Origin of the sequence: Desulfobacula phenolica (genome assembly GCF_900105645.1) — a bacterium.
GTDB lineage: Bacteria > Desulfobacterota > Desulfobacteria > Desulfobacterales > Desulfobacteraceae > Desulfobacula > Desulfobacula toluolica.
Window position 1 is genome coordinate 336,127 of sequence record NZ_FNLL01000004.1, and the last position, 14,444, is coordinate 350,570.

The window sequence follows — 14,444 nt, forward strand, 5'->3', positions numbered from 1 at the left end:
ATATATAAAAGCCTACCATATGACTCATTTTACAGGATACGGGATATGATGGATTCAAACATGACACCACATCATTTTACAGCTCAAGTATATTATGAAGACACCGACCATTCAGGGGTTGTCTACCATGCAAACTATTTAAAATTTTTTGAACGGGCAAGGGAAGATATCATGGGGACCAAGGTTCTTGCCGACATGTGGCATAAGCATGAAATAGGTTTTGCCATTTACAAAATAAATATAGGATACCATGAGGGTGCCATTTTCGGAGATCGTCTCGACATCAGGACAACCTGGAAAAAAGAAGGGCATTACAGGATTATCTTTTTCCATGAAGCTTGGCGGCCGGATGGAAAAAAAGCGGCTGTCACATGCACACTGGAGCTTGTCTGCCTGGGGCCGAACAAAAAATTAATGCCCATCCCGGATCTGGACTTCTTAAAATCCAAGGAATAAAAAAATCAAGTCAGCAGATTCTCGGCAGCTGCTCTCCTGTAAGCATATCAATGGGTCTCACCCCGCCGATAGAGGTCTGCAAAAAAACCTTGCCGGGATCTTCGCTTGTGACGTCACCAATAATCACAGCAACTTTGCCAAACACATCCTGCCGGATGATCTCAAGGGCTTTGTCCACATCCTTTTCCGGCACAAAGGCGATCAATTTGCCTTCGTTTGCAATATAGAGCGGATCAAACCCCAACAACTCACAGGCTCCCCTTACCGGTCCCGTGACAGGCAGAGACATTTCATCTATTCTAATTCCAACTCTTGATTGTGATGCAATCTCATTCAAGGTTGTTCCCAGACCACCCCTTGTAGGGTCCCGAAGCACATGAACATCACAGCCGGACCGGATAAGAGACTGAACCATTTTATTTAACGGGGCTGAATCGGTTTTGATATCGGAATCAAATTTTAAACCCTCCCTTGAGCTTAAGACCGCAATACCGTGATCTGCAAGGGTTCCGCTGACAATGATCTTATCGCCCGGTTGTGCATTGCTTCCGGACACATTCACATGGGCAGGAATCACGCCTATACCGGAAGTGTTGATAAAAATCTTGTCTGCCTTTCCCCTGGGAACCACCTTGGTATCACCTGTGACAATCTTGACCCCGGCTTTTTTGGCAGCCGCTGCAATGGTTTCAAGAATTATCTTTAACTGCTTTACCGGCAGTCCTTCTTCAATAATCAGGCCCACGCTGATAAACTTAGGGACAGCCCCGCACATGGAGATATCATTGACGGTTCCATTCACCGCCAGGTCGCCGATATTCCCGCCGGGGAAAAAAATGGGGTCCACCACATAAGAATCGGTTGAAAAAGCAAGCCTTGCGCCTTCAACATCCAGGATTGCCCCGTCATCTTGTTTTGATAATTCAAAATTTTCAAACAAGGGCAGTATCATTTCGGAAAACATTGAGTGGGAGAGTTTTCCGCCGGAACCATGGTCGAGTAATATTTTTTCTTCAGTCATTTTTTTTTCCTGTTTATATAGTAACCCTATGCCCTGGTATGTATTAGGTACTTGATACTTGACATTGAGGACTTGATAATTGACATTGTGGAGACTTGATAATTAAAATTGAATACTTGGCATTGGGTTCTGGGTGATGAGAATCTCAACACTCATTACTCGCTGCTTTCATATTAACTGTATCTGTAAAATGCTGCACAAACCCCTTCACTTGAGACCATACAGGGACCGACCGGTGTCATGGGAGTACATTTCTTCTTATAAAGAACGCATTTTTCAGGCGTTTTTAACCCCATGAGAATCTGACCGCAGGCGCACCCTTTGGGTTCGGTAACCTCGGGCATATCCATGCTAAATTTTATGGAAGCATTAAATTTTTCATACGATTTTTTCAGCCTCATCCCACTGGATGGAATGTGTCCAATCCCTCTCCAGGAGGCATCACAAATATCAAAGACCTGGTTCATGATCTGTTTTGCCTTTACATTTCCTGAATCTGACACGGCCCTTGGATATGCATTTTCAAGAGCCGGCGTTCCCGTCTCATTCTGTCGGATCAACATCAGGATGGCATTTAAAATATCAACCGGTTCAAATCCGGCAATCACGGACGGCATATTATATTTTTCAAATGTGTCCCTGTAGGCATGGGTTCCGGTAATCACGGAGACATGGCCCGGAAGGATAAATCCGTCGATCTGAACCCCGTCTGTTTCCATCAGGGCGGTAAGTGCGGGCGGGGTGAGTTTATTGGCGGAATAAATGGAAAAATTATCTGTTTTTTCCCGGATGGCCATTAGAATTCCGGCCGCAATGGTGGGAATGGTGGTTTCAAATCCCACTGCACAGAACACCACTTGCTTGCTTTTATTTTCCCGGGCAATGGCAACGGCATCCGATATGGAATAGACCATCCTTACATCCGCACCGGATGCTTTTTCCAGGGCAAGGGTCGAACCGGACCCCGGCACTTTCATGAGATCTCCAAATGTGGTCACTATCACATTTTTAACCCTTGCCAGCGCCACAAAAGCATCAATGTCTTTCTGGGCGGTCACGCACACAGGACACCCCGGCCCGGAAAGAAGCGTTATCCTTTCCGGCAGAACACTTCTGATACCATGCCGAAAAATGGACATGGTATGGGTTCCGCAGACCTCCATCAGTCTGAATTTTTTATGGCTGACAGCCTGGATTCTTTTCACAAGCTCCCTTGCAAGGGAAGCCTCCCTGTATTCTTCAATATATTTTAAACTCATTGATCAGGTTCCTTCCAGGGCAGCCGCAACCACTGCCTGGCCTAAACAGATCCCCCCGTCCCCGGTGGGAACCTGTGTGTGTGCGTATACCTTTAAATTATGTTCTTCAAGTACACGGATCATGGTGTTCAGAATGATATCGTTATGGAACACCCCCCCGGAGAGGATAATTTTTTGGATATGGGTTTGCCGGCTCACGTTGAGAGATGCCGCTGCAAAAGCCTGAACCAGCGTATAATGAAATTTTGCACTGATTCCGGCAACGGGCCGGTTCTGCTGCAACTCCGCTGTTATCTGCCTGATACAAGGCATTAAATTAATTTCAAAAACCTGGCCCCGGCCAACATCCTTTTTACCAAATACCAGATCAAAGGCATAGCCTTCCCGGACCGGATGTTCATCTGCCATAGCTTCCAGTTCCATTGCGGCCTGACTTTCATAAGAAATCGTATGCCGGACGCACAAAAGGGAAGACACCGCATCAAACAGCCTTCCAACACTGGAGGTCAACGGTGAATTCAGATTTTTCTCCATCATACCGCAGATAAAAGACAGTTTTTCTTTTTCCATGGCCTTTATATAAGGAATCTCCATCTGTAAAAAGTCCTTTCCAAAGGCCTGAAAAAGAACGGATGCCGCCATGCGCCAAGGTTCCAGAACAGCTGCATCCCCGCCCGGCATTTTAATGTAGGACAGGTGAGCTTTGCGTTGAAAGGCTTTTTGTGTACACAAAAGAATTTCCCCGCCCCAGATATGACCGTCTGTTCCATACCCCGTGCCGTCAAGGGTGATGGCGATAACCTCTTCATCCAAACCGTTTTCCGCCATGCAGGCGGCAGCATGGGCATGGTGATGCTGAACCGCCACTTTTTTTACCGTGTTCTGCGCTTTGGCATAATCAGTACTCATATATCCATGATGCATGTCATGGGCAATAATGTCCGGCTGGATGTCGAAAATATTTTTCAAATGATCAATACTGTCCCGATAAAACGCATGAGTCTTCATATTATCCAGATCCCCGATATGCTGGCTTAAAAAAGCATGATGACCCCGGGTCAGGCAGACCGCATTCTTGAACCCTGCCCCGCACCCCAGAATTTTCGGCATTTTTCGGTTGATAACAATCGGCAGGGGTGCATATCCTCTTGACCGCCGGATAAATCTTGTTTCACCCGCCTGGATTCTTGCAATGGAATCATCTGCGCGAAAACAGATATCCCGATTGTGCAATAAAAAATAATCCGCAATATGGGAAAATGCTTCCAGAGCATCCTCATTTTCAATGGAAAGCGGCTCTCCTGAAAGGTTGCCGCTGGTCATCACCAGGATGGACGGTCCTTTTTCAAGCAGCAGACAATGCAACGGCGCATAGGGAAGCATGACGCCCAGAGTTTTATTAAAGAAAGCCACATCCGTTGCAAGTACAGACCCTTTTTGATTGTCCCCATTGATATATTTCCTTTTCAGCAAAACAATGGGTCTTTGATAGGAGGTCAGGAGTTGTTTTTCCCTGTTGCTGACATGAACATGGTCAAACAGGATTGATGCCGATGCTGCCATCAGGGCAAAGGGCTTATGGGGACGGTTTTTTCTCTGCCGCAATTGTTTTACTGCATCAAGATTGGCGGCATCACAGGCCAGATGAAATCCGCCAAGCCCTTTTATCCCGATAATTCTACCCTGGCGCAAGTATTGAGCCGCAAGAGTGATGGCTGATTGTGAATCCGTATTGATCCGATTCCCCCGGCGGTCCGTCAAAAAAACCTGTGGTCCGCAGACCGGGCAGGCATTGGGTTGGGCATGAAACCGCCTGTTCAGCGGGTCATCATACTCTTGTTGACATTTTCCACACATCTTAAACGATTTCATGGAAGTTTTGGACCGGTCATAGGGAATATCTTTAATAATTGTATACCTGGGGCCGCAATTGGTGCAATTGATAAACTCATATTCATGCCGTCTGTTGCCGGGATCTTTCATTTCAGCCAGGCAGTCGGAACAAATAGCCACATCAGGAGAAATAAGGGTGGTCCGCCGGTTGGCAACTTCACTGTTCTCAATTTTAAATGAAAAAAAATTTCCAGGCGGCACATCACTGGATTTAATGTCTGTCACCGAAGCCAGCAAAGGACTTTTATGATAAATATCATCGACAAACCGCTCAATTTTTTCAGGGGGTCCTTCCACAATAACCCGAATGCCGCCGGAGGTATTGAATACCTCCCCTTTCAGATGATATTGATCTGCCAGACCAAATAAAAAAGGCCGAAACCCAACGCCTTGAACAACGCCGCTGATTTCCAGCTTTTTTGCTACTGCCGTTTGGTTTAAGGCTATGGGAACGGTCATAAAAACCTGTTACTGTTCATTACGGCCATCATCCTGCCGGGCATCCGCTGCCAGTATTTGGCGCAAATCTTCCAGGGTTTCACGGGCAGTGGCTTCATCGACCTTATTGATGGCAAATCCGGCATGGACAATGACATAATCCCCGATCTTTACATCACCCAGAAGCATGGTACTGATTTGCCGGGTCACACCGTCCACATCAACTTTGGCAACCGTATCGTTTATCTCGACAATCTTAGACGGAACTGCTAAACACATACCATTTCACCTGTTTGTCTTAAAGAATACATTGCTAACATAACACAGGATATCATTTGAGCAATGTTTATTTCAAATTGAAATCCCTTTAAAAATAATATCTAACCGCCGCATAAATATTGGTATTATTTCCAAACCCGGCAAAAAACTTATGATGTTCATATCCGAAAAAAATATTTAATCCTGTTTCAAGCACAAGGCTGTAACTGTATTTATAATTGGCTTTTGGACGAAGATAGCCGTCTTCATAAATGGGTAATAATATGCCGCCAAGGCCAGGGTGAGGTTCTGATTCATCATAAGCTTTGTTAATTCCAGGGTTGCCACATGTCTTATCCGATCCCTGATAAAGCCGGATTCAAACCTGCTGTCCGGGATAAATCCGGCTTTATCAATCTCCCGGTGCAGGCAGAAATATCCTGCACCGGGGCCGTCATTTTAAAGTGTTGAGTCGTGTTCCGAATTCTGATTTTTCCGATACAAAATCAAATCATCAATGGTCAGCACGGGAAACCCGTGTATCCCGGCAAATTCAACGATATTCGGCAGTCTGGCCATGGTGCCGTCGGGGTTGGTCAATTCACACAGCACCCCGCAAGGAGACAACCCGGAAAGGCGCATTAAATCAACGGTGGCTTCGGTATGGCCCCCACGCTCAAGCACTCCGCCGGGTTTTGCTTTTAAGGGAAAAACATGCCCGGGACTGTTCAGGTCACAAGGCCCTGCACTATCAGCTGCGGCTGCATGCACCGTTGCGACACGGTCCTTTGCAGACACCCCCGTAGTGACTCCCGTGGCAGCTTCAATGGAGATGGTAAATGCCGTCTGGTATCGGCTGGAATTGTGCTGAACCATCATGGGCAATTCAAGGGATGCCACCTTGTCTTCGGTCAGGCACAAACAGACGATGCCCGAGCATTCCCGGATCATTATGGCCATCTGCTGTTCCGTCAAAGACTGGGCCGGAAAAATAAGATCACCTTCATTTTCTCGGTCTTCATCATCCGTGACCAGTACGCCGTTTCCGTTCTGAAGGGATAACAGCGCGTTTTTCACACGTTCCTCTGGATTTCCAAATCGAGTTAACAGACTCTGATTCATGGTCGATCTCCTTACAATAATAAAATTAAACATGAATCAGGGCAAAAGGAAAAATAGACGTTCAGGCAGTACAATGCCTGCAGTTCCTTGATAAAAAGGAAACCGCCAAAGACAAAACACAGCCTTGACGCATTCTCTTCCATCCGGACTTTAACCGTCGGCTCCGGAATTTAACCGGATCTGCTGACCTCCCCTGGTTTAAACTTTTCAATTTAAGCTTTCTCATTCAAGCCTTGGGGGGAGCGCTCGCGGGCTTCCTGATACAGGCCAGGTTACCGCCGGTGGGGAATTTCACCCCGCCCTGAGAATATACGGGAGACACCCTATACCCTGTAGCCGGTCATGTCAAACCCATATTTCAAAGAATAAGAACAATCCATAGCAAATTAGAAACCACACCATTTGAAACAGCGGAAATATCCTGACATCCTGTTTATCACTTTCTTTTGTGAGTAATAATGTTGAAAAAAATACCTTTCTCAAAAAGAATGTTGCCATTCCAACATTTTCCTGGTAGCGACTGTATATTATTTATTCAGCTCTTTTTTAATCAACAGTTCGGCAAAAAATTTTAAATATAATTATTCCAATATGTTGCAAAATTAAAAAAACAGTAAAATTTATTATTAACTGAATAAGAGTAATAGAATGAAAACATACCAGTTCAGGGTTTCCATAATAGGAATACCAAAGCTTTATCGACTAATTGAGGCATCTGAAAATTGCACTTTTGATGATCTTCACAATGTGATTTTCCAGTCATTTGACAGATACGATGAACACCTTTATTCATTTTTCATCACTCGAAAAGACACCAAGAGTATGAGGAATATATATGATGCTCCACAGATAACCCATCCCGTGAGTGCAGAAGAGATGATGGGTTATGGGGAAAGGAAAGAATCCACAGCAAAGATGCAAATTTGCGATGTCGGCTTGAATGAAAAAGATGTCTTTCATTACCTGTTTGATTTTGGAGATGAGTGGTGGCATCGAATCAAGGTGCAAAATATCAAAGAGACAAAAGCCAAAAAAAAATATATTAAATTAATCAAGTCAGTCGGAGAATCTCCACCTCAATATCCTGACTATGATGATGAAGAATATGAATAAAACATTGTGGTTGCAATTATCTTCTAACGCAAAACAATGGGTGATTCTGATATGAAAATTTGATCAATCAGATCAGGGAGGCAAAATGAAAAAAGCTGTACTGGCAATTGTAATCCTTATTTTTGCAGCAACTTCGCAGGCCCGGATGAATGCTGAAATAATTATGGATACCGAAGCAATAACGAATGCCGGAACCATCGTTAAAAATGCCTTTGATTACTGGCGCGGGCAAACCTCTGTTTCAACCACAATCATGACCGTCCACCGCCCTGACTGGGAACGCAGCATGACAATAAAATCCTGGACCCGGGGTGAATCCGATTCCCTGTTTGTCATTATTGAACCGGCAAAGGACAAGGGAAACGGCACCCTTAAAGCCGGCAAAGGAATGTGGATATACAATCCCAAGATAAACCGGGTCATCAAACTTCCCCCTTCCATGATGTCCCAAGCCTGGCAGGGATCGGATTTTTCCAACAATGACCTTGTAAAGAGCGACAGCCTGATCAAAGATTATGTGCATACTTTGGAAGCGACAACTCTTGATCAGGACAAAAAAATCCATACAATAAGATCAATACCCAAGCCTGATGCCCCGGTTATCTGGGGCATGATCAAATTAAAAATACGAGAAGACTTTATCCTTTTAAGTGAAGAATTTTTTGATGAAGATCTTCAGACTGTAAAAATAATGACGGCATGGGATATCCAAAAAAGTGGTGACAAGCTTTTCCCCATGAAATGGAAAATGCAAAAATCCGATGCAACAGATGAGTATACCTTTCTTGTATATGAAAAGATTGAGTTTAACAAAAAATTGAGCAACCATATCTTCACCCGGACCAACCTTAAAAATCCGGGCATCTAAAAAAAAGGAAAGATAACATGTCAATAGAATTAAAAATGGCATGGCGCAATATATGGCGAAACCCAAGAAGGACACTTCTCACCATTGCCGCCATTGCTTTTTCAAGTCTGATCCTTGTGTTTATGCTCTCTTTCCAGTTGGGGTGTTATGAAACAATGATCAACACATCCGTTAAAGTCAGCACCGGGCATTTGCAAATCCAGGCAAAGGGGTATCTTGAAGACAAAAAAATAAACCTGGTCGTTAAAAATCCCGCACCGGTTGCAAGCATCCTTGATTCGGTAAAAGGCATTAGCGCCTATACTTTTCGTGCCAATGCCTTCTGCCTGACATCTTCTGATAAAAGAACCTATGGGGTTGTGGTCACAGGTATAGACCCGGTAAAGGAAGCCCATGTTTCAACCATATCCTCTATTATCCGCAAGGGAAGTTATTTAAAAGAGGAAGACGAGTCTTCCGCACTTATCGGAGAACACCTTTCAAAAAACCTGAAAGCCGGTATTGGTGACGAACTCACCATTCTGGGCCAGGGGCGTGACGGTTCAATTGCAGCAGCGGTTCTTACCATAAAAGGCATTTTTGACTCCGGCATTGACGAATTTGACCGGAATGTGATCATGACGGGGCTTAACGATTTCCAGGACATTTTTTCAATGGGAAACAGCGTTCATGAAGCAGTCATAACTGCAAACTCCCTTGGTGATGTATCCATGGTTAAACAAGAGATCCAAAATCATTTTTCTGAAACGCAACAGAATAAAACCCTTGTTGCCGCCGACTGGATGGAAATCATGCCGGGCCTGCTGCAGGGGATTCAAATGGACCTGGTTTCCGGTATCATAATGTATATCATCCTTGTCATTGTTGTTGCGTTCAGCATTTTTAATACATTTTTAATGGCCATCTTTGAAAGAACACGGGAGTTCGGCGTCATGATGGCCATCGGGACAACCCCTTCAAGGATTACAAAACTTGTCCTGTTTGAATCCCTGTTCATGACCCTGGTGGGAATCCTTGCGGGGATAGTCATTGGAAGCCTTTTAACCCTTTATTTTCAAAGCAAGGGCATTTATATTGCCGGTACTGAAGATATCCTTAAACAATACGGGATTCCAGACCGGCTCTATCCGAAACTGTCCCTGATTTCAGCCACGGCAGGGCCTTTGGTCGTATTTTTAATCACCATTGTATCATCTGTTTTTCCGGCATTGAAAATAAAAAAACTGAAACCTGTTGATGCCATGGCCTCAGTATAAATTAAAAAGAAGAGAAAACAAAACAAGACAAAAGACGAGAAACAATTATGTATGCCATATTAGCATGGAGAAATATCTGGAGAAACCCGAGAAGAACCATTGTCATCCTGATGGCCGTGATCATTGGTGTATGGAGCATGATTTTTCTGGGGGCCCTTATGCGGGGAATGGAAACCCAGATGGTCAAAACCGCCATATCCACACTTACCGGAAGCATCCAGATCCATCACATGGATTACCGGAATGATCCCGTGGTTGAAAATTCCATGGATGACATGGATAAACTCGACAGGATACTTAACGCAACACTTGGGAAAGATGCTCTGTGGGCAAAAAGGATAAGAGTCAATGCAGTTGCCTCCAATGCCAGGCACTCCGGGGGCGTGATCCTTGTGGGGATTGAACCTGAAAAGGAAAAAAAGATCTCATTCATTGGAAACAGCGTAATATCGGGACGGTATCTTTCATTAGAAGATACAAATAAGATTGTGGTAGGAAGGGCGTTTCTTGAAAAATTCAATACCAAAATCGGCCATAAGCTGATTCTCATGTCCCAGGATACCCGAAAAGAGATTGCATCAAAGGCGTTCAAGATTGTGGGGGTTTTCAGTGCGGAATCAGAAGCAATTGAAAAGCAGTTTGTTTTTGTTCCCATTTCACAGGCGGCAAAGATGCTTAAAATGGGGCGTTCTATTTCAGAAATATCCATTTTGCTGCCCGGATCCGACATTGACGGCAAACAGGAAACCCGTGCCGCAGAAAAATTAAAATCAAGTCTTGCGGATGATACATTTCATGTTGAAACATGGCACCAGCTTTTGCCCATGATGAAAGCCTACCTGGAGATGTCGGGGTTTTTCCTTTATATCTGGTATGGTGTGGTTTTTGTAGCAATGGGCTTTGGCATTGCCAATACAACCCTTATGGCCGTGTTTGAGAGAACCAGGGAGTTCGGCCTGATGAAAGCCCTTGGCATGAGGCCAGTCCAGGTGATTAAAGGGGTTGTAACAGAGACGTTTTGTCTATTGGTACTGGGAATATTTACAGGAAACATACTGGGATTTTTAAGTGTTGCTGCCATTGCAAAAAACGGGATTGATCTGTCAGCCCTAGCAGCAGGCACTCAGATGTGGGGGATACCAAGAATACTGTACCCGGAAATCTGGACTCAGGATGTTGCCGTGGCAGGATTGATGGTACTGGTTTTAGGCATATTGGTAAGCCTGTATCCGGCTGTCAAGGCTGCCAGGTTCACCCCGACCCAGGCCATGCTAAAAAATTAGGACAAAATATTAGGATAAAAAAATAGCAGGTGGAGACAGGATATGGCAATTGTTGAAGCAAAAAATATTAAAAAAACATACAAACAGGGAAAAGTAAAAGTTGAAGCCCTTCGCGGCGTTGATCTTACCGTCGATAAAGGAGAGTTTTTTGCGCTTGCAGGCCCGTCAGGTTCGGGAAAAACAACACTGCTCAATATTATCGGCGGCCTTGACGTGCCTGACTCGGGTATTGTTATTGTTGACAACAATACCTTTAAAGACATGAACCAGGCAGACCTTGCCACGTTAAGACTGCATAAGATAGGATTTGTTTTCCAGGCGTATAATCTTATCCCGGTGCTGTCGGCCATTGAAAATGTCGAATATGTCATGCTGTTGCAGGGAGTGCCCAGAACAAAAAGACGCAACAGGGCAAAGGCCATACTGGATGATGTGGGCCTGGGAGGAAAATATGACAGGCGACCTGCCGAACTTTCAGGCGGCCAGCAGCAAAGGGTTGCCGTTGCCAGGGCTATTGTTTCCGGGCCGGCAATTGTGCTGGCGGACGAACCCACGGCCAATCTTGACTCAAAAACAGGCGAAGGCCTTTTATTAATGATGAAACAGATGAACCTGGAAAAAAAAGTCACCTTTATTTTTTCAACCCACGACAGCATGGTCATGGAGTATGCAGAGCGCCTTGTCACAATAAAGGACGGACGTATTGTAAACGATGAAAACAGATCATGATTCTATTGGCCGGCTTATTGTCTTTTTTTTATCCCTTTTATTTACCCAAACCCTTTGGGCAGGGCAGAATGCTGCATGGTCTGAAAAACTCGACAACCACTTGGGCGGGCATTTTAAATTTAAAGGGAATATAACCGGATATGATAACGGATCTTATTTTCAACCTTTGGGAACTAGTACCGGTTTCGACGGTCTTGCCAATACCAGGTTGACAGACAAGCTTATTTTATCGGAAATCGTTTATGTTCAAACCCATTATGAAGCTTTTCTCAAATTCGGGAACACCTATGAAAAACAGTATGCGGGCGGGAGGTCACCGGACACTTCGAATATTGATAAACGGCGGATTTTCGATTTAACCCAAACTGTTAAGGAAACAGCGGATTACATTTTATGGCATAGGCTTGACCGTCTGCTGTTGTCAATAAAACCCTCTTGGGGGGATATCATAGTTGGAAGACAGGCAGTGACATGGGGAAATGGTCTTATTTTCAACCCCATGGATCTTTTCAATCCATTTTCGCCTTCTGATACAAACCGCGATTACAAAATGGGCGATGATCTTGTGTCTGTCCGGTTCACCACCCAAGAGTCAGGAGAATTCAACCTGCTCTACGTTCCCAGAAGGGATGTGATAACAGGAGAAATTGATTTCAAAAGTTCTTCTATTGCAGGGAAAAATCACTTTTTTATAGGCGACATGGAAATGGATGTAATGGGGGCCTTGCATTATAATGAGACTGTTTTAGGTCTGGGGGCCTCAGGGTGTCTTGGGGATGCAGCATGGCGATGGGATCTTGTCTGGTCAACCATAAAAAAAGGGAACAGGCACAAAAACGGATATATTGAAGTTGTGCTGAATATGGATTATTCCTGGGTGTGGTTCAAAAAAAATATATACGGCCTGATTGAATATTATCATAACGGGCTGGGGAAAAATAATTATACAAATGCCTTGAAAGACACTGAAGTCGTGGAGAGAATCGACAGAGGGGAATCATTTGCCCTGGGGAAAAATTATGTAAGCTTGCAGATCCAGGTAGAACTCCACCCTTTATTTAATGTTTATGTCAATGTCATCAACAATTTCAGGGACCCTTCCGGCATTATCCAGCCCAGAGCAGTATGGAATACCACCCAGAATTCAAATATTCAGTTGGGTGCAAATTTTTATTACGGCAGGCCGGGAAGCGAATACGGCGGATTTTTAATACCGGACACGATCCATCATACCAATGCGGCACCAAGTGCCTATGTCCTGTTTACAACTTATTTTTAACAACACCGCCAATATCAAATTGGCCCCCCTTCCCTAAGGAATGCAGACAAGAAGGATATTGGCAATCCCAAATTGTTCTGATATATCTGACCCAGATTATGTTTAACATCTTTATCATGATTGGAGTTAAGATATCGGATACATCAACAAACAGATCCTGACGGCTGTGGTGGCGGCTGAAAACGGAGAAATCTTTGAACTGGAAGGCTATGGTGCGGTTGGGATGTCCGGCAACACCCCTGTTGTTCTGAAAAAAGATGCCACCGTGCCCATGCCCCACGGCAGCGAACTCATGATGCTGCCCCAAAGAAAACCTGTTGTCTATAATATTGCAACAGACCGGTTTGAAAGCATTGAGCAAAACCCATTTGCCCCGGAAGAAAAAATTTTCCCGGTTGCCGTGTTTAACTCACCGGGATATGTAAACCGACATTTCTGCGCTTATGATGACGAGGGCATCAAAGACCTGCTGCCATTGTTCTCCTATGGTGCCGTGGGATTTGGGAAAAACAATTTCAGGTCTGCGGCCATTGTTGTTGACACGGAACCCCGCCAGGATTTAAGGCTGATGCCCCGCAAAGGCATTGTCAAAGGCGTCAGCCAGATGCAGAAAAAATATCCAAAAAACCGCCTGATGCGGCATCTTGAAACCTGTGCATTGCAATACGGGTGTCCTGCCGGGAAAAACTTTTTTCTCAAACGTTATGAAGCCCCGCTGCCCACATCAACGGTGTGCAATGCCAACTGCTTAGGATGTATTTCCCTTCAAAAGGAAAACAACCTGTGTGCCTGCCAGGATCGAATCTCTTTTACCCCGTCTCCTGAAGAGATCGCCCAGGTCTTTTTAGAACATATTTCCCATGTTAAAAAAGCAGTGGTCAGTTTCGGCCAGGGATGTGAAGGAGAGCCGTTGACCGCCTTTACGGCCATCGAACCGGCCATACGACTGATACGGAAAAAAACAGACAAGGGCACCATCAACCTGAACACAAATGCAAGCCTGCCGAACCGGGTTGAAGAACTTTGCCGTGCCGGGCTTGATTCCATGAGGGTCAGTATGAATTCGGTCAGAAAAAATTGTTACACCGCCTATTTCAGGCCCAGATCCTATCATTTTTCAGATGTCCTTAAAAGTATTGATGCGGCAAAGCAGCAGGGAAAATTTGTTGCCATTAATTATCTTAACTGCCCGGGCTTTACGGATTCCCAAAAAGAGTTTGAAGTATTGAATGACTTTATCGACAACTTTAATATCGATATGATCCAGTGGCGCAACCTGAACTTTGATCCCAAAAAATATTGCGAACTCATGTCAACGGTTGAAGACGGCGGCAAGCCTTTGGGAATGGATCATATAATCCAACAATTGTCAAACCGGTTTCCCAAATTGATACACGGCTATTTTAATCCGCCCGTACGTTAATTAAATCATATTTTAATCCACCAATATTTTATCCAATAGGGGGAAT

13 protein-coding genes and 1 riboswitch are annotated in these 14,444 nt (G+C 44.6%); of the genes, 8 read left to right on the plus strand and 5 right to left on the minus strand.

Features of this window, described 5'->3' with window-relative positions:
* Positions 1–45 precede the first annotated feature (45 nt).
* Positions 46–456 (plus strand): YbgC/FadM family acyl-CoA thioesterase, encoded by a 411-nt coding sequence (locus BLT94_RS08665; RefSeq protein ID WP_014956252.1) that lies wholly within the window; start codon positions 46–48, stop codon positions 454–456.
* 10 nt (positions 457–466) lie between these two features.
* Here the strand turns inward: BLT94_RS08665 and hypE are convergent, their stop codons facing one another.
* The 5 genes from hypE to ribB all read right to left on the minus strand — a co-directional run bounded on the left by hypE (position 467) and on the right by ribB (position 6,447).
* Positions 467–1,477 carry a hydrogenase expression/formation protein HypE gene (gene hypE, locus BLT94_RS08670; RefSeq protein ID WP_092232798.1) on the minus strand — a complete coding sequence of 337 codons (1,011 nt, stop codon included), beginning with the start codon at positions 1,475–1,477 and terminating at the stop codon, positions 467–469.
* Between the two features lie 173 nt (positions 1,478–1,650).
* Positions 1,651–2,736 (minus strand): hydrogenase formation protein HypD, encoded by a 1,086-nt coding sequence (gene hypD, locus BLT94_RS08675; RefSeq protein ID WP_092232800.1) that lies wholly within the window; start codon positions 2,734–2,736, stop codon positions 1,651–1,653.
* A gap of 3 nt (positions 2,737–2,739) precedes the next feature.
* A complete protein-coding gene (gene hypF / locus BLT94_RS08680; protein ID WP_092232804.1) occupies positions 2,740–5,088 on the minus strand; it encodes a carbamoyltransferase HypF in 2,349 nt (782 codons plus the stop codon).
* 9 nt (positions 5,089–5,097) lie between these two features.
* The gene (locus tag BLT94_RS08685; RefSeq protein WP_014956248.1) at positions 5,098–5,346 is read right to left on the minus strand and encodes a HypC/HybG/HupF family hydrogenase formation chaperone; all 249 of its coding nucleotides are present in this window, start codon (positions 5,344–5,346) and stop codon (positions 5,098–5,100) included.
* 438 nt (positions 5,347–5,784) lie between these two features.
* Positions 5,785–6,447 (minus strand): 3,4-dihydroxy-2-butanone-4-phosphate synthase, encoded by a 663-nt coding sequence (gene ribB / locus BLT94_RS08690; protein ID WP_092232806.1) that lies wholly within the window; start codon positions 6,445–6,447, stop codon positions 5,785–5,787.
* Positions 6,448–6,574: 127 nt separating this feature from the next.
* Positions 6,575–6,760: riboswitch (FMN riboswitch) on the minus strand.
* Positions 6,761–7,095: 335 nt separating this feature from the next.
* Here ribB and BLT94_RS08695 point away from each other — a divergent pair.
* The 7 genes from BLT94_RS08695 (at position 7,096) to BLT94_RS08725 (ending at position 14,398) form a co-directional block, all read left to right on the plus strand.
* Positions 7,096–7,560, plus strand: coding sequence for a plasmid pRiA4b ORF-3 family protein (locus BLT94_RS08695; protein ID WP_014956246.1), 465 nt, complete (start codon positions 7,096–7,098; stop codon positions 7,558–7,560).
* A gap of 85 nt (positions 7,561–7,645) precedes the next feature.
* On the plus strand, positions 7,646–8,428 hold the full coding sequence (locus BLT94_RS08700) for an outer membrane lipoprotein-sorting protein (protein WP_092232809.1): 783 nt from the start codon (positions 7,646–7,648) through the stop codon (positions 8,426–8,428).
* A 17-nt stretch (positions 8,429–8,445) separates the two neighbouring features.
* Entirely contained in the window at positions 8,446–9,684 is a 1,239-nt protein-coding gene (locus tag BLT94_RS08705; protein ID WP_092232812.1) for an ABC transporter permease, read from the plus strand.
* Between the two features lie 47 nt (positions 9,685–9,731).
* Positions 9,732–10,967 carry an ABC transporter permease gene (locus tag BLT94_RS08710; RefSeq protein ID WP_092232815.1) on the plus strand — a complete coding sequence of 412 codons (1,236 nt, stop codon included), beginning with the start codon at positions 9,732–9,734 and terminating at the stop codon, positions 10,965–10,967.
* 42 nt (positions 10,968–11,009) lie between these two features.
* A complete protein-coding gene (locus BLT94_RS08715; RefSeq protein WP_092232818.1) occupies positions 11,010–11,696 on the plus strand; it encodes an ABC transporter ATP-binding protein in 687 nt (228 codons plus the stop codon).
* Positions 11,680–12,975 carry a hypothetical protein gene (locus BLT94_RS08720; protein ID WP_092232820.1) on the plus strand — a complete coding sequence of 432 codons (1,296 nt, stop codon included), beginning with the start codon at positions 11,680–11,682 and terminating at the stop codon, positions 12,973–12,975. Before BLT94_RS08715 ends, BLT94_RS08720 begins: the two co-directional genes overlap by 17 nt.
* Positions 12,976–13,141: 166 nt before the next feature.
* On the plus strand, positions 13,142–14,398 hold the full coding sequence (locus BLT94_RS08725) for a radical SAM protein (protein WP_092232823.1): 1,257 nt from the start codon (positions 13,142–13,144) through the stop codon (positions 14,396–14,398).
* Positions 14,399–14,444 lie beyond the last annotated feature (46 nt).